Raw genomic sequence first — 24016 nt, forward strand, 5'->3', positions numbered from 1 at the left:
AAACCGCATGCCGACAACCAGGACCGTCCCGCCCGACCTCGCCGACATTCGAGCGCGCACGCTCGCCGGGCTCCGCGACGCGCTGTCCGCCGAGGACGTCGCGGGCGCCGAGAACTGCGCGCAGCGGCTGTACGCGGCGCTGCCGGTCCGGGAGCGGCCCGGCGACAACGTCGTCCTCGTCGCGTACGGAGGCGGCAAGGACAGCACGTACACGCTGGCGTTCGTCCGGATGGTGCAGCTGCTGTTGCACGACCGGTACGGCAGCACGTTCCGGCTCCGCTCGGCCACCAACCGACAGGCGGGCATGCCGCAGGCGGTGATGGACAACATCGACCGGGCGTACCAGGCGCTGGGTTTCGCGGAGGACCCGGACTGCACCGCGATCATGATCGAGGACGACGAGGTGCGCCCGTTCCGCCGCGACGAGCCGGCGTCGCCCCGGGTGCTCGCCCGCAACCGCCTGGACATGCTGATGACCGGGCACCGGACGATGGCCGAGGGCCGGCCCACGTTCTGCAACTCGTGCAACCTCAGCATGGTCAACTCGTTTGGCATCGCGACCGCGTACGACGGCGGGGTCGATCTCGTCATCACCGGCGACTCACCTGCCGAGCAGCGGTCCTACTACCTCTGGGTGAACCGGCTGGCGCGTAACCACGGCCGGCAGCCGCGCCAGACGGGGGACGCCGGTTTCGGCAGCTTCCTGCGCTCCGCCGACGCGATCGCGGGTGTGTACTTCACCGAGATCTTCGGCGCCGACGCGAAAGACGAGGTGGCCGCCCGGGGCGTGGCCTCGGACGTGCCGAAGGAGCTGCGGTTCTTCTCTATCTTCGAGGACACCGGCTACTCCTCGTTGCACCACTGGCCGCTGCTGACCGGCTTCCTCGGCTTCGCGTTCGACGAGCTGGCGTTCAGCTTCACCGAGTCCGACTGCGCCAACCCGACGCTGATGGCGCACCTGCGCGGGCTCAAGTGCGAGCGGCTGTACGGCCGGGACTACGGCGAGGGCCTCGACGAGTACGTCGCCTTCGCCACCCGGCTGATGCACACCAAGGAGTTCCCCGACTGGCTTGTCGACCGGGTGCGGCAGCGGTACGACGGCCCGGACGCCGCCGTGCGGATGCGGGAGCGGGCCAACGGCTTCGCCGCAGAGGCGTACGGGCTCGGCGAGGAGCAGTTGATCTGCATGGTCTACTCCCCCTTCGCGGGCAAGGGCGAGCGGCTCGGCGACTATCTGACCCGGGAGCGACCGCATCTGTTGGACCGCCTGGACGAGATCCACGATTTCCTCGCCGGCGGCCCCGATTCGGACGTCGCCGCCGAGCTGAGCGCGGCCAGCGGCCTGGAGCCGCGTCAGTTGCGCACCCTCTACGGTGGCGCGACGCTGCTGGGCGTGAGCGAGGGCCGAAGCAACATCCTGCAGGCGATGCTCGACGGCGACCCGCACAAGGAAGTGATCATGACGCGCCGCTCCCCCGACGGCCCACTGGAACCCGAGCTGCTCAGCGGCCGCTAGGTCAGCGCCTCGATCAGCTCCCGTTCCCGTTGCGGGCTCAGGCCAGCGCCCCGCTCCCGGTCCAGCCCCTTGTCGCGTTCCCAGGCCAGAGTGTCCGCGACCAGGTCCGCGCGGGAGCGGTGGCGCAGCCCGGCCCGGGTCGCCGCCGAACCGTCCCGGGTGGACCAGCCCTCCCAACCGGGCTCGACGAGCCACATGGCCAGCGAGTCGGTGCCGGCCCACTGCGCGACCTTCTGCTCGAGCAGCGCGGCGGCCGGCACCCGCCGGACCGGGCCGTCGTGGCCGCCCGCGGTCCGGCACAGCTCCACCCAATCACCGAACGGGACGGTCGGGCCGACCGCGTTGAACGTGCCGGTGAGGCCGTCCTCGGCCGTGGTCACCAGCCACAACGCCAGATCGCGAACGTCGATCACCTGGGTGGCCACGTCGGGGGTGTCGGGCACCAGCATCGGCTCCTGCGGGGCACGCGCCGCCCGGGCGACCCAGTAGCCGGTGCGGCCACTGTCGTCGCCGGGACCGCCGATCAGCCCCGGCCGCACGATCAGCAGCCGGTCGCCGCACGCGGCCGTGGACGCCTGCTCGCACGCGACCTTGGCCGGGCCGTACTGCTCGCCGTCCGCCTCGTCCCCGGTCAGCGGCTCGGCCACGCGGGCGGACTCGTCGGCGCCGGGCACATCGGTGTCCGCGTACGCGTTCACCGAGGACACGTACGACCAGTGACGGGCCTTCCCGGCCAGCGCGTCGAGTGCCGCCCGCACCATCGCGGGCTGCCACGAGACCTCCAGCACCGCGTCCCAATCCCGATCGGCTACCCGCGCGTAGGCGTCCGCTCCGAGCCGATCGGCGCGCACCAGCTCGGCACCGTCGGCCACCGGACCGCTGTCACCACGGGCCAGACAGGTGACGCGGTGCCCGCGGTCGAGCGCCTGCCGCGCGATCTCACGTCCCAGCCATGCCGTTCCACCGAGAATCAGCAAGTCCATGCCGGCTATCACATCACGGCCTACCGCGGATCTCCGGCTCGCAGCACCGATCAGGCGGCCGTCCACCCGAAATGCGGCACGGCGGCCACGGCGAGGACGAGGAACACGGCGGGAAACGCGATGGTGTGGAACACCCGCGCCCGGACGTGAGCCAGGAGCGCGCCGACGAAGAACAGGACGAGACCGACGGCCGCGGCCAGCCCGATGAGACGCACGCCCAGGAGGCCGAGCACCAGCCCCACGACGCCGGCTCCCTCGAGCAACGCGAGGTACGGGATCCACCGCGTGGACAGCCCGACCTCGGCGCAGTTGCGCAGCACGAAATCGGCCCTGATCGCCTTCGCCACCACCTCGAAGCCGTTGGCGAGGGCGCAGAGGATCGTCGCACCGAGCAGCACGCCTTCGAGTACGGCGATCATGACGCGCGCCGACGTGGTCGAGGGATCGGTAAGCTCATCAGTGCCTCCCATGTGCGCAGGGTCGTCAGGTTCTGGTTTCCCGCCCCTCCTGACGCCCGGCACGCGGGAAAGGTGACCAGACGTGGAACTGATCGATCACTTCGAGGCGTCGCGGGCACGACTGATGTCGTTGGCCTATCGCATCGTCGGCTCGCACCACGACGCCGAGGACGCGGTGCAGGCCGCCTGGCTGCGCGCGCGTTCAGCCGACCCCGCGCAACTGGTGAACCTCGACGGCTGGCTCACCACGGTGACCGCACGCCTGTGCCTGGACCAGCTCCGCGCCCGCCACCGCAGGGGCGAGCTCCCGCTCCGGGCCGACAACATCCCCGACGCGCACCTCGCGACCGACGAGGAGTTCATCCGTCGTGAGAACATCTCCCGCGCGCTGCTCGTCGTCCTCGGCGAACTCTCTCCCCCGCAGCGGGTGGCCTACGTGCTCCACGACCTCTTCGTTGTCCCGTTCGACCAGGTCGCGTCCGTGCTCGACACGACGACGGTCGCGGCGAAGAAGCTCGCGAGTCGGGCGCGGATCCGACTCCGGGCGGCCGGTCCGGTCGACCCACCGCGGCCCGCACGCCAGCTCGAGGTCATCGACGCCTTCCTCGACGCCGCGCGTGGTGGCGACATCGCGCGGCTCGTCACGCTCCTGGCACCCGACGTCGTCCGCACGGCCGACCTCGGGTTCCTCGCCAACGGCGCCGAGCCCGTCGTCCGCGGCGCGCGGGCGGTCGCGGAGGAGACAAGGGCATTCGTGGACCGCATCGCCGTCGCCGTCCCAGTCCTCGTCGACGGCCGCCCCGGCGCGGTCGTCGCTCCCGGCGGGCACCCGCTCGCGCTGATCCGGATCAGCGTCCACGACGGACTCGTCACGAACATCACCATCGCACCCTACGAGCGCCGCGTCGTGTCCCTCCCCGCTGCCGAGTGACGGCGCGCGGGCGGACCCGGCCGATGTCGACGCAGGCGGCGGCGGTCCGACCGATGGTCGTCCCGGCAGCTCGGGCGCGGAGGTGTCACGCCACGTCGAGGGGTACCCGTCGAGCGCGGGAGTCGGGACGGCCCGCGAGGATGCCGGCGAGGATCTCCGCGCCGTCGACGACCCTCGGGCCGGGGCGGTTGAAGTAGGCAGGCCCGTCGACCACCCACACCTGCCCCTGACGCACCGCGGGCAGGTCCGCCCACCCGGGTTGCGCCGTCGCCACCGACAACTCGTCGAAGGTGCGCTCGGGCGTGAACCCGCACGGCCCGAACACCACGACCTCGGGAGCCAGGTCGGCGACCACCGACCACAGGTGCGGGGTGCTGTGCGCGCCCGGCCCGAGCAGCAGGGACCGCCCACCCGCATAGGCGATCTGCTCCGGCACCCAGTGTCCGCCGGGCATCAGCGGGTCGAGCCACTCGACGAACAACACCGTCGGGGCGCCGGTCACCGATCCGGGCAGCGCGGCGAGGCGACGTCCGGCGTCAGCTCGGATCTCCGCCGCCCGGCCCTCGGCGCCGGTCAGCGCGGCCACGGCATCGACGGTGTCCAGGATCCCGTCGATGGTCCGCGCCTCCAGGGAGACCACAGTGGTGTCGAGATCGATCAGACGAACCGCGTCGTTGACCCGCTCGTACGAGACCGCACACACGTCGCACAGATCCTGGGTCAGGATCAGATCCGGCTTCAGGTCCTCCAGCATGGCGACGTCGAGCTGGTACAGCGATGATCCCCGGTGCGCGTCACCGGCGATCGCCGCCGAGATCTCCCGGCTGGTCAGGGCCTCCGGCAGGGACGTCGCAGTCACCGCCGGGACCTCGGCCAGGGCCCCCGGCGGCCAGTCACACTCATGGGTACGCCCGACCAGGTGCCCGGTCAGGCCAAGCATCGCCACGATGTCGGTGGCCGCCGGCAGTAACGAAAGGATCCGCACGCTCTGTGCCTACCAGGCACATCCGGGCACGTCCACTCCCGCGCAGGTGCCGGCCGGCCATCGGTTCACGCTGCGGCACCCGGTTCGCGCTCCGCGTGGCGCGGTTCCTTCTCCCGAATCCGCTGCAACGGTCAGGGTGAGCTTCTAGGCTGTCTGGGCGGCGCGCCCGCTACCGGTGAGGAGCACCGATGACCCCCCGCGAACACCAACACCCGGAGATCGTTGTCGGGCTGGTGGCGATCCCACCGGACCACCCCGCCCGGGTGGCCGACCGGCTCACCGCCGAGCTGGCCCGCGGTCTCGCCGAACGGGTCGACGCGAACGTGCGGTGGACGGTACGGCAAGGCTGGGGAGAGGTGGCGCCGCGCCGCGACAGCGGCGTCGAGGCGCTGCTCGACGATCTTGCCCGACGGCGTTCCGATGACCAGTGGGATGTCGCGATCTGCCTGACCGACCTGCCACTGCATGCCGAACGGGTGCCGCTGGTCGCGCAGACCTCGGCCAGGCGTCGAGTCGCGGTGGTGTCCCTGCCCGCGCTGGGGTTGCACCAGCTGCGGGCGGCCCGCACGGCCATCCCGGATCTGGTGAGCAGGCTGCTGACCGAGACCTCCGACAGGCGGGTGCCGCCGGCCGACGGGACGCCGGCCGAGATGCCGCGGCGGATTCCCGCCGTCCACCGAGTGGTCAGCGAGGCAGACACCGGCGAGCGGCGCTACGTCGCCTCCCGCCTGATCGGCCGGGCGCGGCTGTTGACCGGCATGGTCCGCGCCAACCGCCCCGGGCGTGCCCTGCTGGGCCTGTCCAAGCTGCTGGTCGGCGCGTTCGGCACCGCCGCGTTCGCGCTCACCACGGACACCATCTGGCAGATGGGCGACGCGCTCGGCGGACTCCGGCTCGCCGTGATCATGGTGCTCGGGCTGGCCGCGTTGGTGGCCTGGCTGATCGTCGCGCACAACCTGTGGGAGAAGCCAGACCACGACACACCGACCGAGCTGGCACGGCTGTTCAACCTGGGTACGGTTCTCACCCTCACTCTGGCCACGGCAGTGTCCTACGTGGTGCTGTTCGTGGGAACGGCGCTCGTCGCGGCACTGCTGATCGACACATCCGTGCTGGAACAGATCCTGCAGCGGCCGGTCGACGTCACCGACTATCTGACGCTGGCCTGGATCACCAGTTCGTTGGCCACCGTCGGCGGCGCGATCGGCTCCGGGCTGGAAAACGAGGAGACGGTCCGGGCTGCCGCGTACGGCTACCATCCCCAACCCGATGGCTGGCGGGACGAGAAGGGCGGGCAGTCCCACAGCGGCAGGTAGGCGGGCGCCGGTGGGGCTCAGCCCAGGTGGAGTGGGTAACGCCCGGCAGGTCTGCGCCGGCGATGAGGGCCGTCCGCACGGCGGCGGACGGCACCCGGATGGCCCGGTCAGCGGTGGATAGGCTCTCCCCATCCTGCCGCGCACGGGTTGCGCCTCCCTCCCCGCCCGGCACGCGGGATGCCCACGGAAGGAGTGCGATGACGGAACGAGAGCTTCCCGCGCTGACCCGCGCCGAGCAGGAACTCGTGGACCGCTACCTGCGCATCATCGACCTGGTGGCTCGACTCAACCCGGCTCGGGACAGCGGCCACTTCGACGCGCGGGGTTGTGTCCTTGCCGCGCAGGCGCTGGCGGCGGAGGCCAGGGCGATCGGCGTGGCGGCGGAGACCATGCTCGAACGCGGCGAGGACGAGCTGCACGCCGCGACGCTGGCCCGGGCGATGCGCGCCCTGGACGGCGAGCGCCGCATCGCGCGGCTGCGGCTGCCCAAGAGCTGAACGTCGCGCAGCCGGAGTTGCCACCCTCCGGGCGACTCTGAGACGTGCGCCCGGCCGCACCACGCCGGCGCACCCGGGCAGCACGTGCCCGATCACGCGTCCGACTCGTACGGCAGGGGCGTGAGCCCGTCCTCGCCTTGCCACCAGCGCGAGTCCTTGCCGTAGTAGATGGTACGAGCCCATTCGTCAGGCGATTCGTGGAAGATCAGGTCCTTGTCGCCGATGTGGTCGAGGTGTCCCCACGCCTGGTTCACCCGGCCCACCGCCTCGTCCCGGGTGATCGGGAAGCGCACCAGCATCTCGTGCAGGATCTGCTCGACGAAATCTCGCGCCCTGTCGGTCATGCGCAGTTGCAGCTCCACGGCGTACCCCCTCGCTTCAGCGCACCGCATGCCTGTCCATCATGCCCAACCGCGCCGCGGACCGACCGACCCGAAGACGTCGTCAGCCGGCGGCTCGGCCGGGCATCGTCGCGTTCTGAGTCATCGGCCGATCGGATGGCCGACGGCGATGGACGGCTATTTCCATGTGCGACCGACACCCTGGGACGCCTAGGAAGGAGGCATGACAAACGAACGGACCGTTCCCCTGCTGCCGTGTGCATCAATTGACGACATCGAGACCTTCTACGGAGTTCTCGGCTTCCACACCACCTACAAGCAACGCAAGCCCAACGCGTGCGTGGGGGTGCAGCGGGAAGACCTGCATCTGCAGTTCTTCGAGATCCCCGGATTCGACCCGGAGCAGTCCTACGGCTCCTGCCTCGTGATCACCGCGGACATCGAGGGACTACATCGGGCATTCGCAGCCGGCATGCGCGCCGCGTACGGCAAGGTACTGGTGTCCGGCACGCCGCGGATGACCCGGCCCAGGGCGCGGAAGAACGCCGACGGGTTGGGTGGATTCAGCGTCATCGACCCGGGCGGCAACTGGATCCGCGTCTTTCGGGACGCCGCCACCGCGCCCATGCCGGCCGCCACACCCGCCGGGCGGCTGGCCAAGACCCTGGCGAATGCTGTCGTGCAGGCCGACTCCAGGGGAAGCGTCGCACAGGCCGTACGGATCCTCGACAGCGCGTTGGCCCGCCCACACGCCGACGACGATCCGGTCGAGCAGGTGGAGGTCCTCGTCTACCGCGCCGAACTCGCGATGGTGCTGCACGATCCACAGACTGCGGCCGAGATGCTGACCCGCGCCCGGTCCGTCACGCTCACGGAAGACGAATCCGCAAGGGCGGCATCCGCGTACGACAACGCCGCCGAACTCGCGGCGGCGTTGCGGTGACTCGCGGTACGACCCCTGTGCCGTCTCCGCCTACGGCGCCGGTTCCAGGACGACGACGGGGATCTGGCGGGTGGTCTTCCGCTCGTAGTCGGCGAAGCCTGGATACGCGGCCTTCTGCGCGCTCCAGATCCGTTCCCGCTCGTCCCCGGTGGCGACTCTGGCGACCAACTCGACCTTGTCCGTACCGATCTCCGCTTGGGCCTTCGGGTGAGCCAGCAGGTTGTGGTACCAGTCAGGATTGGTCGGCGCACCGCCCTTGGAGGCGAACACGGCGTAGCCGCCGTCCACCTCCTGGTACATCATCGGGTGCACGCGGGGCTGGCCGCTCCTGGCGCCGACGCTGTGCAACAGCAGCAGCGGCGCGCCGGCGAACTGACCGCCGACCTGCCCACCGTTGGCGCGGAACTCAGCGATGATCTTGTCGTTCCAGTCGCTCACGTCTTCTCCTTGCCTTCGCACACCGGCTCCGTCGACACAATTCTGACAGCCCCGACGGGGCGCGGCACTGTCAGCACCCACCGATGGGCCGACGACCACAGCCGTCGGAGCAATACGAGGCCACCAGATCGGGCATCACCTCGAAACGAGGCCCAATCCCGGGGTGAGTCGCCGGGGCTAGGGTGTCCACTGTGAATCTCGTGGACCTGCTGACCGACGCGGCGGACAAGGGCTTCGGTGGCCTGGACGCGGCCATGCTGCCGGAGTTACGGGCGATCCGCCGAGATGGTCCCGCGCCGGCCCGGCGGCCCGCGCTGCTCGCTCTGCTGCACCTCGGCGGCGAACTGGCGCTCGACCCCGCGGACCTGGCCGTGCTGCGACGGCTCATCGCGATCAAGCTTCCCCACGACCGGCCGTACTCGATCGATGGCTGCTTCAACTCGTGGCTGACCGTGCGTGGCGGTGACCAGCAGGAGATCATGCGGGTGCTCGGTCTGACCAGGTCCGCGCCCGCCACCTACGGCCTCGGCGAGACGCTCGTCGCCCACCTCGGTCACGGCGGGCCCGACCGATCGCGTACGTGGCGACACGTCTTCATCTCACCGATGCTCAACGGCTGGACGGTGGTCTCCGGCCCGAGTTGCGGTCCCGACGACGATCCTCAGGTGGAAGGCTGGGTCCAGGAGCTGAGTTCCCGGTACGGCGACGCGCAGGCCTACTTCTACGGCAGCCAGGGCGACGGCGACGCATGGCTGGTCGGCTCGTGTGGTCAGATCGTGCGCCGCTTCAGCAGTGCGAAGCCGGAGACGTCGACGGGTGAGCCGCTGCCGATCGAGCAGCGCGCCTTGGCCCGTCTCGGTCGCACCGGGCCGCCCGAACGGCTTGACGCCGACGAGCTGTGGGACTTCGTCGGCGAGTGCGCGGCACCGCAGGTCGCGGCCGAGCTGAGCATCGACCCGGTGTTCACCGGCTGGCCCGACGACCTCGACGTGCACGGTCAGCCGCTTGTCGCCTGGCCCGAGTCGGACGACGACGTCAGCATCCTCCGTGACTGCTACGTCTTCCTCATCTGAGTCGATCAGCAAAGCTCCGTACGGGTAGCACCGTGTCCGTGGCCGCCCACGCCTGACTGTCCGTCGCCCGATCCCTCACCACGAGAGGAGATCCAGCCGCCGCCTACACCAAGTGTCATCGCACCGTGCCGAGCTGTTTGACGCTTCGTAGCAGCGGTTCGGACTCGACCCGCTCCACGCCTTCCAGCGAGCTCAGCTTCTCGGTCAGGTACCGGTAGAACGCCGGCATGTCCCGGCAGAGCACCAAGGCCTGCACGTTCGTCGGCCCGGTGGTGGCCGCCGCGAAGACGATCTCCTCGTGCTCGCGAAGCGCCGCACCGACCGCCGCCAGCCGGGACGGACTCACCGCCAGCCAGAGCAGGACCGCGGCGCGGAACCCGTACAGCTCCGGCTCGACCTCCACGTCGGTGTAGAGCGACCCGGACTCGAACAGCTCCTGCATCCGGCGGCGGGCGCTCGACTCCGGCCAGCCGGTGGAGGCCGCCAGCTGCGCGTAACTGAGCCGCCCGTCCCAGGCGAGCGCCTCCAGCAGCGGCGCGTCGGTGGAGGTGAGGTGCGCCGCCGACCGGCCACCGCCCGGTGCCGCCCAGACCGGGGTCAGCGCGGCGATCTGCTCGGCGGTCAGCGCGTCGTCATGAAGGTCCGGGCCGACCGCCCCGCCGACGAACTGGTGAACCACGCAGTGCGCGCTGACCGAGGTCACCCGCGGGGTCCGGGGCAGCTTCTGCAGCAGCAGGGTCTCCCGGTCGACCGAGGCCGGCACCCGCACGTTGCAGACAATCTCGGTACCACCCGAGGTGATCGACACCCAGCCGGTATCCGGGCGGCGGGCCAATGCGCCAGCGATCGGCAACGCCGAGTCCGGGGCGGCGCGCAGGCGGATCAACCAGGTCTCGTACCCCAGCTCGATGGGGTTGGGCATGCCGACCACCCGCAGCCCCGCCTCGGCGCGCAACCGACGGTAACGCCGGGCGACCGTCTGGTCGGAGACGCCGAGCACTGTGCCGATCTCCCGGTACCCGGCCCGGCCGTTGATCCGCAGGGCGTGCGTCACCTGCCGGTCCAGATCGTCGATTTCCACCGCCTCATTTTATCGAACGTCGAGATCCGCAGGAATGATGACTCCGACTAGGGATAATTGTGCGAGGACCGGCATCCTGCAGTGCATGCGCAAATGGTCACCACTGATCGCCGTCTGCCTCGGCACCTTCCTCCTGCTGGTGGACGTCCTCATCGTCGTCGTCGCCCTACCGGCGATCTCCGACGACTTCCACGCGGACTACACCGACCTCCAGTGGGTCATCGACGGGTACGCCCTGTCCCTGGCCGCCCTGGTGCTCGGCGCCGGCTCGCTCGCGGACCGGTTCGGCCGCCGCCGCACCTACCTGAGCGGCATCGGCATCTTCGCGATCTCCTCGCTGCTCTGCGCGCTCGCCCCGAACGAGCAGGCCCTGATCGCCGGCCGGATCCTGCAGGGCTTCGGCGGCGCGGCCATGTTCGCGTGCACCGCCGCCCTGCTCAACTTCACCTACCACGGCCACGACCGGGGCGTCGCGTTCGGCATCTGGGGCGCGGTCAACGGCGTCGCCGCCGCGGCCGGCCCGCTCGCCGGCGGCCTGCTCACCGAGCACTTCAGTTGGCGCTCGGTGTTCCTGATCAACCTGCCGATCTGCCTGGTCGCGGTCTGGTTCACGATCCGCGGGGTGAGCGAGTCCCGGGCGCCGTGGGGTGGCCGCTTCGACCTGCCCGGCACGATCAGCTTCACCGTGGCGGCAGCCGCCCTGACGTACGGTCTGATCCGCGCCGGTGAAGCCGGCTGGACCGACGGCGTAACCCTGGCCGCGTTCGCCGCCGGCCTGCTCGCCCTGGTCCTGTTTCTCTTCGCCGAAACCCGCTCGGACCACCCGATGCTCGACCTGACCCTGTTCCGCCGGGTGCCGTTCACCGTGCTGATCGTCGCCGCGTTCCTCGCCCACGCAGCCGCGTTCAGCTACCTGCCGTTCAGCATGATCTGGCTGCAGCGGGTACTCGGCGATGGCCCCGTCGACGCCGGCCTGTACGGCGCCCTTCCGATGGCCGCCGCTGCCCTGGTCGTCGGCGCGTCCGCCGGCCGGTTCCTGCCGCGGATCGCCCCGCGCTGGACCGTCGGCCTCGGGCTGCTCCTGATCGCCGTCGGAAACCTGCTGCAGGCCAGGATCGACACGGACAGCACCGGCGCGACCCTGATCCCCGGACTGATCGTGGCCGGTCTCGGCGTCGGCTGCGTGCTGCCCACGAACGCCTCGGCGGTGATGGCCGAAGTGCCACGCGAGCGCAGCGGGATGGCCGGCGGGGCGCTCAACACGTTCCGCCAGCTCGGGCTCGCGTTCGGCGTCGCGGTCTTCGGGACCGTCTTCACCAACCGGATCGCCGACGGGCACGGCTCGCCGGACGGGTTCGCTGACGGACTGAACGCGACCCTGCTGATCGCCTCCGGAACCGCCCTGGCCGGCGGGGTCCTGGTGCTCGTCCTGGTCCGCAAGCACGCCGCCGCGCCGGTCGCGGCACCGGCCCCGGAACCGGCGGAACCCTCGGCCCATCGATAAGGGTGCTCGTCCCCGGGTGTGCGGCGCACCGAGTGTGACGCCGTTCACCCGGGCATGTGCACCTACCTCGACCTCCCGGCAGGTGTGGACTATCCGCGACGGTCAGGCCGCCGCTGTCCCGGCGATCCGCTCGGAGAACTCGACGAGGCGGTTGGAGAACCCCCACTCGTTGTCGTACCAGCCGCGCACCTTCACCTGGTTGCCGACGGTCTCGGTCAGCGGCGCGTCGAAGATGGACGAGTACGGGTTGCCGACGATGTCCGCCGAGACCAGCGGCGCCTCGGAGTACTGCAGGTAGCGCCGCAGCCGCGGGGAGCTGGCCGCCTCGCGGAACGCCGCGTTGACCTCCTCGGCATCGGCACGTCGCCGCAGGACCACGGTGAGGTCGGTGATCGACCCCGCCGGGATGGGGACGCGTAGAGCGGAGCCGGTGAGACGGCCGTCGAGTTCCGGGATGACCTTGCCGATCGCCTTCGCCGCGCCCGACGACGTGGGAATGATCGACAGGGCTGCCGCACGGGCCCGGCGCAGATCGGAGTGCGGGGCGTCGTGGAGCCGCTGGTCGCTCGTGTAGGCGTGGACCGTCGTCATCAGTCCGGATTCGACGCCGAACGAGTCGTTGAGCACCTTCGCCAGCGGCGCCAGCGAGTTCGTGGTGCACGAGCCGTTGGAGAAGACGTCGTGGCTGTCCGGGTCGAGCCTGTCGTCGTTGACCCCGAGCACGAACGTGGGGACGTCCCCCTTGGCCGGCGCCGAGATGACGACCTTCCTCGCGCCACCCTTGAGGTGGGCCGCCGCGGCGAGGCCGTCCGTGAAGTGGCCGGTGGACTCGATGACGACATCGGCGCCTACCTCACCCCAGGGGATGACGGCCGGATCGGACTGCGCGAAAACCTTCATGCGAGTGCCCTGGACGACGATCGCGTCGCCGTCGAAGGCGACACCGTCGAGGTGGCCGGAGACCGAGTCCCACTCGAGCAGGGTAGCCAGCGTGCGGGCGTCGGTGAGGTCGTTGACCGCGACCACCTCGACGTCGGCGTTGTTCGCCAGGGCCGCGCGCAGGTAGCTGCGCCCGATCCGTCCGAACCCGTTGATGCCGATGCGTACCGTCATGGCTTCAGTTCCTCCTGTTGTGTCGTGAGTACGGGTGGCGCCGCCGCCCGGAGCAGGTCGAGTGCGCCGGCGCGGGCGTCGTCGAACGGGCCCGGATCCTGCTGAGCGATCGCGAGCACGTAGCCGCCCTGCAGGACGGCCATCAGGGTGTGGGCAAGACGCTCGGGGTCGAGGTCGTCCCGCAGCTCGCCCGCGGCGATGGCTTCCCGAAGCACCCTGACCCAGCTGACGTGGACCTGAGCGAACGCGCGTGCCACCGGGGCAAGTAACACCGGGTCCTCCCGAACCTGCGGGTCCTGGGTCATCCGGCCGACCTTGCAGCCCTTGAGGGCGTCGCGCGTGCGCATCAGGTACGCCTCGATGCGGGCCATCGGGTCGCCCGGGCCGTCCAGTTCGGACACGGCCGGCAGCAGGTCGCCGACGTTGCGCTCCAGCGCGGCGAGCGCCAGGTCGCGTTTGGACGGGAAGTGGTGGTACATGCTCCCCTGGCCGACACCCGAGCGTTCGCGCACGTCACGCGGGCTGGTGTCGGCGTAGCCGCGCTCCCACATGAGCTCGCTCATCGTGTCGACAAGGAGTTTCCGCGAATCCATTCCCGCAGTGTACCTACTGGTATGTACAGCGCACCCCGGAGCGCCCACTGCGGTCACCACGTGGCGATCGCGACCTCCTCGGCCAACCGGTCGTGACAGGAGCCCCGGCCGGACCGCCGGTTACAGCCAGTCGTGTTCGCGGGCGTAGCGGGCCGCTTCGTGGCGGGTCCGGGTCTGGGTCTTGCGCATCGCGTTGGAGAGGTAGTTGCGGACGGTGCCCGGGGCGAGGTGAAGCCGCGCGGCGATGTCGGCGACCGAGTAACCCTCGCCGGTGACCCGCAGGACGTCGGCCTCACGATCGGTGAGGGGGCAGTCCTCGGTGACGGCGAGCGCGGACACGTCCGGGTCGATCCAGCGTTTCCCCGCGTGCAGCGTGGCGATGACCGAGGTGATGTGGCCTGGCTCGGCGGACTTGCTGACGAATCCCTGGACGCCCAGCTTCAGCGCCTTGCGCAGCACGCCGGGGCGGGCGTGCCGGGTCAGCATGAGGATCACCTGCTCCGGACGCTCGCGGCGGATCTCGGCGACCGCGCCCAGGCCGTCCACGCCCGGCATCTCCAGGTCGATGACCAGCACGTCGGGCCGGTGGCGCAGGGTGGCGTCGATCGCCGCCTGGCCGTCCTGGGCCTCGGCCAGCACAGTGATGTCGCCCTCCATCGGCAGCAGCGCGGACAGGGCGGTGCGCAGCAGCGCCTCGTCGTCGGCGAGCACGATCGTGGTCATCGGCCGTCACTCCGCTCCGCGTCGGCACGCACGGCGGGGAACGTCGCCGCTGTCCGGAACCGTCCCTGCTGCTGTTCCACTGTCAGCTCACCTCCGTCGCCGGCCACCCGTTGCCGCAGTGCCGCCAGTCCCCTGAGTTCGGGGGGCGTGGTGTCGGTTGCCCCGTCGTTGACGATGGTGATGCCCGAGCCGGTGAGCGTGATCTGCACGTGGGTGGCCTGCGCGTGCCGCAGGATGTTCGTGGTCGTCTCCCGCAGCACCTGCCCGAGCAGTTCGCTGGCGCGGGCATCGACCTCGGCCTCCCGGGTCACCCGGACCCGGATGCCGGCGGCCTCGAACAGGTTCTTCGCGTTCTCGATCTCCGCGGTCAGGTTGAGCCGCCGTTACGCGTAGGCGAGTTCCTTGGTCTGCGCGATGGTGTCACTGACCAGCGCGTACGTCTCGCGCAGTTCCTTCTCCGCCCGAGCGGAGTCGTGAAGCAGCAGTCGCTGGGCCAGGGCGATCTTCAGCTTGACCACGTGCAGGGTGTGGCCCTGGATGTCGTGCAGGTCGCTGGCGAACCGCACGCGCTCCCGGACCACGGCCAGCTCCGCCTCGCGTTCCCGGGTCTGTTCGAGCTCCCGGATGAGGTCGTAGAACCGCTCGCCCACCACCGTGAAGACCGTCACGACGACGGTGAGGACGGTCGGGATCAGGACGTACGTCAACAGGACGTGGCCGATGTCGTCCCGCTGCACCAGCAGCCGCGCCGTACCGACGGCGGCGACGTAGGTGAACAGCCCGGCCATCGTCCAGGCCCGGTGCCGTCGCACCTCGCGCAGGGCGAGCGAGCCGACGGCGCAGACACCCCAGTAGGCGTTGGGGCTGCCGGTCACCAGGACCCCGAGCGGCCAGACCGCTGCCGCCACGACCAGGCAGGGCAGCGCGACCCGGGCGAGGTCGTTGGCCGTCCACCGTTCGAAGGCCACCACGGCCGCCGCGGCCCCGGGCGCGAGGACGGCGAGGTGCCACCAGGCTTGCGCGTCGGTGTAGAGCAGGACCACCGCGGCGAACACCACGGGGGGCAGTGCCGTGGCGAGGTTGAGCCGGCGCAGCCTTCCCTGCGTCGACTCGGTGAAGCGCGGCGATCTCGCGGTCACCGTCTCAGTATCCGGCAGCCCGGGGCCACGACCAGTGACACCACGTCACATCCGGTGATGACGTGGTGCCACTGACGGGTCGGCCGTCCCCGCGCTGTCATGGGTGCATGTCCACCACACCCGTCATCGAAGTCGAACGGCTGAACCTCACCTACGGCGACTTCCACGCCGTGAAGGATCTTTCCTTCGAGGTACGGCCCGGAGAGCTCTACGCACTGCTGGGCACCAACGGAGCCGGGAAGACCTCGACGCTGGAAGTTGTCGAGGGACACCGCCCGCCGACCTCGGGCACCGTACGCGTCTTCGGGCGCAGCCCCGACGACCGGCGGGCGGTACGTCCCCGGATGGGCGTCATGCTCCAGGAGAGCGGGTTCTCCCCCGATCTCACCGTCCGTGAGTCCGTCGGTCTGGTCGGCCGGCTCACCCGACGCACCGACGACGTCGACCGGGTGCTCGACCTGGTCGACCTCACCGGCCGGGCCGGCCGCAAGGTGTCGCAGCTGTCCGGCGGGGAGAAACGGCGGCTGGACTTCGCCACCGCGGTCTACGGCAGCCCGGAGCTGATCTTTCTGGACGAGCCGACCACCGGCCTCGACATCCAGTCCCGCGACGCCGTCTGGACGACGGTAGACCGGCTGCGGGAGAACGGTGCGACCGTCGTGCTCACCACGCACTACCTGGAGGAGGCACAACAGCGCGCGGACCGGATCGGGCTGATGCACGAGGGCGCCCTCCACCGGGAGGGCACCGTCTCCGAGCTGACCCGCACCCTGCCCGCGGTCATCCGCTTCTCCCTCGCGGCGCCGACGCCGACGCTGCCGGTACGGGCCGCCGTCGACGGGGACGGGAAGGTCGTGGTCGAGACCTTCGAGCTGCAGAAGGACCTGCACCTCCTGCTCGGCTGGGCGCAGGACCACGCCGTGGAGCTGCGGGACCTGGCGGCGGGGCCGACCCGGCTCGACGACGTCTTCCGCGCCATCAACAGTTGATCTCGTTCTTCCGACAGGAGCCTCACCGTGTTGTCCATCGCGTCCAGCGAACTGATCCAGATCTTCCGCAACCGGCTGGTACTGATCACCAGCCTCATCATCCCGGTAGTGGTCAGCGCGTTCTTCGTCCGCCAGCACGAGACCTACGCCGCCCTCGGCAGCCTCGGCTACATCGCCGCGATCGTCATGTTCACGATCGCCGCGTTCGGGCTCTACGCCACGGCCGTCACCACCTTGGCGTCCCGGCGGCAGAACCTCTTCCTCAAGCGGCTGCGCTCCACCGCCGAAGGCGACGCCGGCATCCTCGCCGGCCTCCTGCTGCCCGTACTCCTCCTGACCGTGGTGCAGGTGACCGCGATCCTGACCGCCCTGGCCGTGGTCGCCGGCGGACCGGCGAACGTCGCCCTGCTGGTGGTGGCGGTCCTCGCGACCGCGGCCATGATGATCGGCCTGGCGCTGGCCACGGCCGGGCTGACGAACTCCCCCGAACACGCCCAGGTCACCACCCTGCCCGTCACCCTCGGGGTGATCGCCGTGGCCAGTTGGGTGGGCATCTCCGGCACCGAGGACCTCGCCTGGCTCAAGCGGCTGCTGCCCGGCGGCGCCGCCACCGAACTGACGATGAACGCCTGGAACGGCGGCGTCGCCGTGGCCGAATCACTGCTTCTGCTCGCCCCCACGCTCGGCTGGGTCGTCATCGCCGTCGCCCTCGCCACCCGCCTCTTCCGCTGGGAGCCCCGCCGATGAGCACCGACCTCCGCTCGCACACTCCGACCCTGGTGGAAGATCTCCTACTGCTTCTGTTCCAACCCAGGTCCGGGACCATCGCGGGTGAGAACACCCTCTTCTACGTCCTCGGCGGAGCCGTCCTCGCGGACCTCGCCCTCGGCGAGCACCTGACCACCACGGACCGAGGACGGGTCAGCAGCGTGGCGGGTCGCCCACCGTCGGATGACCTCCTGCGCCCGGCGTGGGACTACCTCGCCGAGAAACCGAGGGGGGTGCAGACGGCACTGGCCGCGATCGGTCCCGCCCTGCGCGAGCCGGTGTTGGAGCGGCTCATCGCACGAGGCGACATCGACCAGGAGGCCCGTAAGGTGCTCGGCCTGTTCCGGACGACGGCCCTACGGGACGGCAGAACCGAACGACGGGCCCGCGTGCTCGCCGACGTTCGGCGGGTCCTCGTGGACGGTGCGGAGCCGCAAGCCCGGGTCGCCGCGCTCACGGCGCTGCTCTCGGCGAGCGGAACGCTCCCGCAGTTCGACCGCGAGATCCCGTGGACGTCATCGGTGATCAGCCGTGCCAAGGAACTCGAGCGGGGCGACTGGGGCGCCGACGCCGCGGCGGCAGCCGTGACCCGCACCGTGACGGCCACCGTCGTCAACAGCGCCATCGCGGCCAGCACCGTGCTTCCTCGAAGCTAGGACCTCTGTCAGCGGCAGCCGCTCACCGCCTGGGGTTGGGCGGATGGGGCCGCTCGGGCGGTTTTCCCCTGGCGTGGATGGCGTCGGAAGCGGCGATGCCGGCGAGGACGACGACGGCGGTGACGGCCACGGCCAGCGGCGGCAGGAGAATCATGAACGGCGAGGCGCCGGCAAGCGTCAGAGCGCCGATGATCCGCGAGTGGGACACCCGGTCGAATACGGCGTATTCCACCAGGGCTCGCCCGATCAGGAAGAGCATCGGTCCGCCGAGGACGACGAGGATCCACCCCGCGTTTGTGTGCCCGAACGGATGTTCGATCACGATCTCGTATCCGACGGCGACGGCGACGATCCCCGCGACCATGAGGACGTGCGCCAGGAAAGCCTCCCGGATGAGGTGCGCGGGCTCGACGGAGGCTCTGATGGCTTCGGGCAACAACTGGCCCGCCCGGAAGAGGTAGACGCGGAACAACAGCACGGTGGTGATGAATGCGACCGCGAAGGCCGCCGCGGCTCCGCTGTGCCGAAACGACGTGTCGCTGTATGCCGATCCCGTTGTGAGAATGAGTTCGCCGAGAGCGATGATGAAGAATTGTCGGTAGCGCTCGGACAGATATTCGGCCAGTACGGGCCACTGCTGTTGGGTGGGTCGGGACCACGGCGCGGGATAGAACAGCAGCAGTGCCGCGCAGTCGATGGCGATCGCGAGCGTCCACAACAGGCTGCGGGCCAGGTCCGTCGCGATCGCTCCGGCGATCCACGGCAGGGCCGACAGCGTGAACCAGAAGAACACTCCGGCCGCTCGACGCTGAGCCGGGTGGCCACGCAGCAGCGGGACGATGACCAGCCCACGAATGATGTGGACCGCGACGTACGCGCCGGCGAAGGCCAGACCCCGGTCACCGAACGCCTGCGGCACCGCGACCGCCATCACCAGCGCGCCGAGCATGGCCGTGTAGACAAGCAACTGGAGTTGCGGTCGCTGCGGATCGTAGAGGTCGGTGACCCACGCCGTGACGAACCACAACACCATGAAGGCCAGCAGCAACAGCAGCGTCTCGCCGGCCTCGACAAGGACGATCCGTTGCTCGGTGAGTTCCTCGACCAGCCGTTGTGAGACCCGATTGAGGGCGAAGACGAACACCAGGTCGAAGAAGAGTTCCAGCAGACTGGGTCGCTGCGGTTGCCCCGGCTTTCGAAGCAGCGCCGCTGCCCTTGTCGACATGGGCCGCCCGTTTCTGCCGGCTTCGCGTGCCTGGGTATTGGTACCACACGGGGCAGGCCGTCGAGTCGATACCCGAAGAATGCCGTCGGGCCATACCGTCGCTTGTCGTCGTCAATTCCGCGCCGACGGCGGGGCGTTCCCGCCCACAGCTCAGGGTTGTTTCCCCCTTCGTGGGGTACGCGCGGTCCGCCACGCGGGCGCCGTCGGATCAGCCGAGCGGGTCGGCGTCAGCCGCGTACACGCCAGGGGGCTGTTACCGGATGGATCGGCGAGAGGCGGGCGGACGCGCCGGGGCTGACGGCTTCGTGGAACTACGGGTGCACGGGGTGTCCGCCACCGGCCCGGAGGCCCTGCTGGATCGACCGCACGCGCAGCAGGTGGCGGGTGACCACCGGGGCGGCTTCTACCGACCGCGGCCGGGAAACCAGGAGGACGGCGCGGCGGACGGAGTGACGCTGGAGGCCTACCGCTGGAACAACCTGCCCGCTGGCAACGCGGTACGAACGCTGGCGATGGTGATCCTGTTGCCGTTCATGCTGATCAACCTGGCCATCTGGATGCGTCCGGCCAGAGCCGGTTCCGACCCGGTGATCAAGGCCCTGTGCCGGTTGTTGGCGCTCACCCTGACCGGGATGTACGTGCTCAGCATGGTGGGGATCGCGCTGGATGTGATCGCGTGGAAGTGCATGTCCTCGCCCGAGTGTCTGGCCGGACGCAGTTGGCTCTCCTGGCTCGGGGGCCGCCCGGCGGGACTGCGCCTGGCGGTGCTCGCGCTTGCGCCAGTCGCGGCCATCAGCCTGGTGTGGGGGCTCAGCGCGCGGCCGGCGCTCCCCTTCCACGTCTTCCGCGCGGCCGGCCAGCCTCTCGCGGCGCACCGGCTCACCGCCGTCGGTCGGTGGGACAACGACCCGCTGGTCGGCCGACTGCGCTCGATTCACGTCGCGGCGGCGTTCGCCACGCTGGATCTCAGCCTGCTCGGCGCCCGAGCCGCACAGGGTTTGTCGACCGGCACCGTCGCGCTGACGGCGGCTGCCGGGCTTCTGCTGATCACGTGTGCGGTGCTGCTCTGCACTCCACCGCTGAGCGCGCCCACGGAGTGGCGGCTCGACCGGTTGGTCAGCGCCCTGTGTACGGTCGCCCTCGCGCTGACCGTGCTGGTCTGGATCCACGTCCTGACCAGTTCCGCCTCCTGGCCGGAGCGGAACGGGCTACCCGGCTACAACCTGACGGTTGTCGGGCTGTTCATCGGTCAGGCGGTGCTGCTGGCCGCCCTGGGGGCGGCGCTGTTCTGGCACCGGGACCGACAGCGGGATGGAGCGCCCTCGCTCGGGTTCGGCGCCCTGGCGGCCTCCGTCGCCGCGATCAGTCTGGCACTGACGTTCTCCGCCGAACTGGCCTACCGCGTGTCCGACGTCCTGAACCGGGGCGCACCGACCGCGGAGGCGCTGATCACCAGCCCACCACGTGCCTGCGTCTGGGCGATCTTCGGTTTCTCACTGGCGGTGCTGGTGACGCTGGCCGTCGCCGGCCTGGATTCGCTGGCGTCACGACCGGGACGGATCCGTGCCGCGTCGGCAATCCTCGCTCGTGACTTCCCGGACGCGCCGGCCGATGCCACCCCACGGCTGCGGCAGGTGCGCAGGAGCATCGCCCATGCGCGGTTCACCGAGAGACTGGTGCCGCTCGCGGTGCTCTACGCCTGCCTTGCCGGAATCGGCATGACGATGGTCGCGCTCGCCCTGCTGCCGACGCCACCGGGCGAGTTGATCCAGCGCTACGTGGGGTTGCCGGCCAGCTTCGTCGACTTCGGCATCGGTGTCGGCAGCTACCTGATCGCCGCGATCATCGTCGGCCTGGTCATCGGCGGGATCTTCGCCTACCGCACCCCTGGATTCCGCAGGTACGTGGGCGTGCTGTGGGACCTGGGCACCTTCTGGCCCCGAGCCGCCCACCCGTTCGCGCCGCCGTGCTACGCCGAACGGGCCGTTCCCGAACTGACCTGCCGGATCACCCACCTCGTCGACTCCGGCAACACGGTGGTGCTCACCGGACACAGCCACGGCTCCGTCCTGATCGCCGCGACAGTGCTCCAACTGCCACCACGGATCACCGACCGGATCGCCCTGCTGACCCACGGCTCGCCGCTGCGACGGCTGTACGCCCGGCTGTTTCCCGCGTACCTCAACGACGAGGTGATCCACGAGATCGCCGACCGGGTCGACTGGCGGTGGGTGAACCTGTGGCGGGACACCGATCCCATCGGCGGCCGCGTCCTTCCACCGCAACGACCCGACGAGGTGCCCGCCGCATCCGCGAAGAATGCGACGGTGGACCGACGGCTTCGCGACCCGCGCGGCGTCACCGCTCCGGCCGGCGACATCTTTCCGCCGCCGATCAAGGGACACAGCCCCTGCGAATCCGACAAGGCGTTCGACGAGGCGGTGCGTGAGCTCGCCGACCACCTTCGCTGAGCGAGCAGTGGCGGGCGGGCTCCCGCGCGTCGTCCACCCCAGCCCTCCGTACGCGGCCCGAGGGTCGCAGAGCGTTACGACCTTGGTATGGATCGGAAACAGTGCCCGGCAAGCATCGGACGGGTGAGCGCATCGTCCATGATCGATACGCACTGTCCCTACTGCGCCATGCAGTGCGGGATATCCCTGACGATCGGCAACGGGCCGCCTCAGCTGGCGCCCACCGAGTTCCCGGTCAACAGGGGCGGTCTGTGCGCCAAGGGATGGACTGCCGCCGACCTTCTCGACCACGGTGACCGGCTGCTGAGCCCGCTCGTCCGCAAGGATCCCGCCGACCGCACCAGCCCGTTGCGACAGGCAGGCTGGGACGAGGCCCTCGACCGTATCGTCGACGCCATCCGTACCAGCCAACACCGGTACGGCCCGGACAGCGTCGGGGCCTTCGGTGGTGGCGGGCTGACGAACGAGAAGGCGTACGCGCTGGGCAAGTTCGTCCGGGTGGCGCTGCGGTCGGCGTCGATCGACTACAACGGCCGGTTCTGCATGTCGTCCGCGGCGACCGCCTCGAACCGCTCCCTCGGGATCGACCGTGGGCTGCCGTTCCCCCTGGCCGACATCGCCCAGGCGCAGGCCGTGCTGCTGGTCGGCGCGAATCCGGCCGACGCGTTGCCGCCCTCCATGCAGTACTTCGACGCCGGACGGGCCGCCGGCGCGCGGCACGTCGTCGTCGACCCCCGCCGTACGACCACCGCGGGGGGCGCTCACCTCCACCTGCAGCCACTGCCGGGCACGGATCTCGCACTGGCCAACGGAATGCTGCACGTCGCGATCCGCGAGGGCCTGGTCGACGAGACGTACGTGCGCGACCGCACGAGCGGCTTCGACGCGGTCCGGGCCACCGTCGCGGCGTACTGGCCGGACCGGGTGGAGCGGATGACCGGCGTGCCGGAACGGGACCTGCGGGAGACGGTACGGCTGCTGGCGACCGCGACGTCGGCGATGGTGCTCACCGCTCGCGGCGCCGAGCAGCACAGCAACGGCACGGACACCGCGCAGGCGTACCTCAATCTGGCCCTCGCCCTGGGCCTGCCCGGACGGCCCTTCTCCGGCTACGGCACGATCACCGGGCAGGGCAACGGGCAGGGTGGCCGCGAGCACGGGCAGAAAGCCGACCAACTGCCCGGCTACCGGCGCCTGGACGACCCCGCGGCGCGCGCGCACGTCGCGGCCGTCTGGGGCATCGACCCGGACGAGCTGCCCCGGCCGGGCCGGTCGGCCTGGGAGATGCTCGACCGGCTCGGGACCGACGACGGAGTACGCGTGCTGCTCGTGCTCGCCAGCAACATCGCCGTGTCGGCCCCACACGCCAACCGGGTGATGGACCGGCTGCGGGCGCTGGACCTGCTTGTCGTCTCCGACATCTTCCTCTCCGAGACCGCAGCCGTGGCCGACGTGGTGCTGCCCACGGCCCAGTGGGCGGAGGAGGACGGCACGATGACGAATCTGGAGGGACGCGTCATCCGCCGTAAGCGGGCCCTGTCGCCACCGCCGCAGGTCCGCACCGACCTGCGGATGCTCGCCGACCTCGCCGGCCGGCTCGGGCGCGGCCAGTACTTCGACGACGATCCGCGCCGCGTCTTCGACGAGTTGCGGCGGGCCAGCGCCGGCGGGACCGCCGACTACGCCGGAATCACGTACGAGCGCATCGAGGCGGAGCAGGGGGTCTTCTGGCCGTGTCCGAGCGAGGACCATCCCGGTACGCCACGGCTGTTCATCGACCGGTTCCCCACCGCCGACGGGCGGGCGACGTTCTTCCGGGTGGAGCACCGGGATCCGGCGGAACTGCCCGACGCCGACTATCCGTACGTGCTGACCACCGGCCGCAACATGCAGCAGTACCAGAGCGGCAACCAGACCCGCCGGGTCGGCGCCCTGACCATGGCGCTGCCCGACGCCCGGGCGGAGTTGCACCCGGACCTCGCCCGCCGGCACGGCATCGCCGACAACGACGTGGTGGAGCTGCGCAGCCGACGCGGGCGGGCGCTCTTTCGGGCGCGTCTCACCAACGGCATCCGCCGCGACACCATCTTCGCACCGTTCCACTGGGCCGGCAGCTCCGCCGTGAACGCGCTGACCGACCCGACGCTGGACCGCCATTCGCGGATGCCTGCCTTCAAGGCCTGCGCGGTGTCGATCGCGCGCGCGGGCGGCCCGGACGACACCGACCTGTTGACCAACCCACCGCCCAATCCAGCATCTCTGTGAGCAAGGGA

24 protein-coding genes are annotated in these 24016 nt (G+C 70.5%); 12 read left to right on the forward strand and 12 right to left on the reverse strand.

The annotated features are described in order from the left end of the window. Nucleotides 1–7 precede the first annotated feature (7 nt). On the forward strand, nt 8–1516 hold the full coding sequence (locus ACGFH8_RS02255; RefSeq protein ID WP_393362140.1) for a hypothetical protein: 1509 nt from the start codon (nt 8–10) through the stop codon (nt 1514–1516). On the opposite strand, the gene ACGFH8_RS02260 is transcribed toward ACGFH8_RS02255, so the two are convergent. Continuing rightward, entirely contained in the window at nt 1513–2499 is a 987-nt protein-coding gene (locus ACGFH8_RS02260; protein ID WP_393362142.1) for an NAD-dependent epimerase/dehydratase family protein, read from the reverse strand. The genes ACGFH8_RS02255 and ACGFH8_RS02260 overlap by 4 nt on opposite strands. 50 nt (nt 2500–2549) lie before the next feature. Further along, nucleotides 2550–2969 carry a DoxX family protein gene (locus tag ACGFH8_RS02265; RefSeq protein WP_393362145.1) on the reverse strand — a complete coding sequence of 140 codons (420 nt, stop codon included), beginning with the start codon at nt 2967–2969 and terminating at the stop codon, nt 2550–2552. 70 nt (nt 2970–3039) lie between these two features. Between ACGFH8_RS02265 and ACGFH8_RS02270 the strand changes: the two genes are divergently transcribed. After that, a complete protein-coding gene (locus tag ACGFH8_RS02270) occupies nt 3040–3888 on the forward strand; it encodes a sigma-70 family RNA polymerase sigma factor (RefSeq protein WP_393362149.1) in 849 nt (282 codons plus the stop codon). Between the two features lie 85 nt (nt 3889–3973). On the opposite strand, the gene ACGFH8_RS02275 is transcribed toward ACGFH8_RS02270, so the two are convergent. After that, a complete protein-coding gene (locus tag ACGFH8_RS02275) occupies nt 3974–4873 on the reverse strand; it encodes an ABC transporter substrate-binding protein (RefSeq protein WP_393362152.1) in 900 nt (299 codons plus the stop codon). A 188-nt stretch (nt 4874–5061) separates the two neighbouring features. Between ACGFH8_RS02275 and ACGFH8_RS02280 the strand changes: the two genes are divergently transcribed. Together ACGFH8_RS02280 and ACGFH8_RS02285 are read left to right on the forward strand one after the other, a co-directional pair. Further along, the gene (locus ACGFH8_RS02280) at nt 5062–6189 is read left to right on the forward strand and encodes a hypothetical protein (protein ID WP_393362155.1); all 1128 of its coding nucleotides are present in this window, start codon (nt 5062–5064) and stop codon (nt 6187–6189) included. A 197-nt stretch (nt 6190–6386) separates the two neighbouring features. Then, entirely contained in the window at nt 6387–6686 is a 300-nt protein-coding gene (locus ACGFH8_RS02285; protein WP_393362158.1) for a hypothetical protein, read from the forward strand. A gap of 92 nt (nt 6687–6778) precedes the next feature. Here the strand turns inward: ACGFH8_RS02285 and ACGFH8_RS02290 are convergent, their stop codons facing one another. After that, nucleotides 6779–7048 carry a hypothetical protein gene (locus ACGFH8_RS02290; RefSeq protein WP_393362161.1) on the reverse strand — a complete coding sequence of 90 codons (270 nt, stop codon included), beginning with the start codon at nt 7046–7048 and terminating at the stop codon, nt 6779–6781. Between the two features lie 202 nt (nt 7049–7250). Between ACGFH8_RS02290 and ACGFH8_RS02295 the strand changes: the two genes are divergently transcribed. Further along, nucleotides 7251–7970: a VOC family protein gene (locus tag ACGFH8_RS02295; RefSeq protein WP_393362163.1), complete on the forward strand. Its 720-nt coding sequence runs from the start codon at nt 7251–7253 to the stop codon at nt 7968–7970. Between the two features lie 30 nt (nt 7971–8000). Here ACGFH8_RS02295 and ACGFH8_RS02300 read toward each other — a convergent pair whose 3' ends face one another. Next, entirely contained in the window at nt 8001–8408 is a 408-nt protein-coding gene (locus tag ACGFH8_RS02300) for a nitroreductase family deazaflavin-dependent oxidoreductase (RefSeq protein ID WP_393362166.1), read from the reverse strand. 191 nt (nt 8409–8599) lie between these two features. Here ACGFH8_RS02300 and ACGFH8_RS02305 point away from each other — a divergent pair, with 191 nt between their 5' ends. Continuing rightward, nucleotides 8600–9481: a hypothetical protein gene (locus ACGFH8_RS02305; RefSeq protein WP_393362169.1), complete on the forward strand. Its 882-nt coding sequence runs from the start codon at nt 8600–8602 to the stop codon at nt 9479–9481. A gap of 115 nt (nt 9482–9596) precedes the next feature. Here the strand turns inward: ACGFH8_RS02305 and ACGFH8_RS02310 are convergent, their stop codons facing one another. Next, nucleotides 9597–10562 carry an Lrp/AsnC family transcriptional regulator gene (locus ACGFH8_RS02310; RefSeq protein WP_393362171.1) on the reverse strand — a complete coding sequence of 322 codons (966 nt, stop codon included), beginning with the start codon at nt 10560–10562 and terminating at the stop codon, nt 9597–9599. Between the two features lie 85 nt (nt 10563–10647). On the opposite strand from ACGFH8_RS02310, the gene ACGFH8_RS02315 reads away from it, so the two are divergent. Next, nucleotides 10648–12066 carry an MFS transporter gene (locus ACGFH8_RS02315; RefSeq protein WP_393362174.1) on the forward strand — a complete coding sequence of 473 codons (1419 nt, stop codon included), beginning with the start codon at nt 10648–10650 and terminating at the stop codon, nt 12064–12066. A 102-nt stretch (nt 12067–12168) separates the two neighbouring features. Here ACGFH8_RS02315 and gap read toward each other — a convergent pair whose 3' ends face one another. The 5 genes from gap to ACGFH8_RS02340 all read right to left on the reverse strand — a co-directional run bounded on the left by gap (nt 12169) and on the right by ACGFH8_RS02340 (nt 15634). Next, the gene (gene gap, locus ACGFH8_RS02320; RefSeq protein ID WP_393362177.1) at nt 12169–13179 is read right to left on the reverse strand and encodes a type I glyceraldehyde-3-phosphate dehydrogenase; all 1011 of its coding nucleotides are present in this window, start codon (nt 13177–13179) and stop codon (nt 12169–12171) included. Next, nucleotides 13176–13772 (reverse strand): TetR/AcrR family transcriptional regulator, encoded by a 597-nt coding sequence (locus ACGFH8_RS02325; RefSeq protein ID WP_393362180.1) that lies wholly within the window; start codon nt 13770–13772, stop codon nt 13176–13178. The genes gap and ACGFH8_RS02325 overlap by 4 nt, the downstream gene beginning before the upstream one ends. Nucleotides 13773–13892: 120 nt before the next feature. After that, complete coding sequence (locus tag ACGFH8_RS02330) at nt 13893–14495, reverse strand: DNA-binding response regulator (RefSeq protein WP_393362182.1); 603 nt, start codon at nt 14493–14495, stop codon at nt 13893–13895. Further along, nucleotides 14492–14806 carry a hypothetical protein gene (locus ACGFH8_RS02335; RefSeq protein ID WP_393362185.1) on the reverse strand — a complete coding sequence of 105 codons (315 nt, stop codon included), beginning with the start codon at nt 14804–14806 and terminating at the stop codon, nt 14492–14494. The genes ACGFH8_RS02330 and ACGFH8_RS02335 overlap by 4 nt, the downstream gene beginning before the upstream one ends. Nucleotides 14807–14878: 72 nt before the next feature. Beyond that, nucleotides 14879–15634 carry a histidine kinase gene (locus ACGFH8_RS02340; RefSeq protein WP_393362187.1) on the reverse strand — a complete coding sequence of 252 codons (756 nt, stop codon included), beginning with the start codon at nt 15632–15634 and terminating at the stop codon, nt 14879–14881. Nucleotides 15635–15741: 107 nt separating this feature from the next. Between ACGFH8_RS02340 and ACGFH8_RS02345 the strand changes: the two genes are divergently transcribed. From ACGFH8_RS02345 to ACGFH8_RS02355, 3 genes are read left to right on the forward strand one after another with little or no spacing between them, the layout of a single operon-like run. Further along, nucleotides 15742–16623 carry an ABC transporter ATP-binding protein gene (locus ACGFH8_RS02345; RefSeq protein ID WP_393362190.1) on the forward strand — a complete coding sequence of 294 codons (882 nt, stop codon included), beginning with the start codon at nt 15742–15744 and terminating at the stop codon, nt 16621–16623. Between the two features lie 27 nt (nt 16624–16650). After that, a complete protein-coding gene (locus ACGFH8_RS02350; RefSeq protein WP_393362193.1) occupies nt 16651–17370 on the forward strand; it encodes an ABC transporter permease in 720 nt (239 codons plus the stop codon). Further along, entirely contained in the window at nt 17367–18047 is a 681-nt protein-coding gene (locus tag ACGFH8_RS02355; protein WP_393362196.1) for a GPP34 family phosphoprotein, read from the forward strand. Before ACGFH8_RS02350 ends, ACGFH8_RS02355 begins: the two co-directional genes overlap by 4 nt. A gap of 22 nt (nt 18048–18069) precedes the next feature. Here ACGFH8_RS02355 and ACGFH8_RS02360 read toward each other — a convergent pair whose 3' ends face one another. Next, complete coding sequence (locus tag ACGFH8_RS02360) at nt 18070–19272, reverse strand: low temperature requirement protein A (protein WP_393362199.1); 1203 nt, start codon at nt 19270–19272, stop codon at nt 18070–18072. A gap of 260 nt (nt 19273–19532) precedes the next feature. On the opposite strand from ACGFH8_RS02360, the gene ACGFH8_RS02365 reads away from it, so the two are divergent. Next, on the forward strand, nt 19533–21743 hold the full coding sequence (locus ACGFH8_RS02365; RefSeq protein WP_393362202.1) for a hypothetical protein: 2211 nt from the start codon (nt 19533–19535) through the stop codon (nt 21741–21743). Nucleotides 21744–21881: 138 nt separating this feature from the next. After that, nucleotides 21882–24008, forward strand: a complete 2127-nt coding sequence (locus ACGFH8_RS02370; RefSeq protein ID WP_393364431.1) for a molybdopterin oxidoreductase family protein — start codon at nt 21882–21884, stop codon at nt 24006–24008. Nucleotides 24009–24016: the final 8 nt, after the last annotated feature.

The organism is Micromonospora sp. NPDC049175 (assembly GCF_043197345.1).
In the GTDB taxonomy this organism is placed as follows: domain Bacteria; phylum Actinomycetota; class Actinomycetes; order Mycobacteriales; family Micromonosporaceae; genus Micromonospora.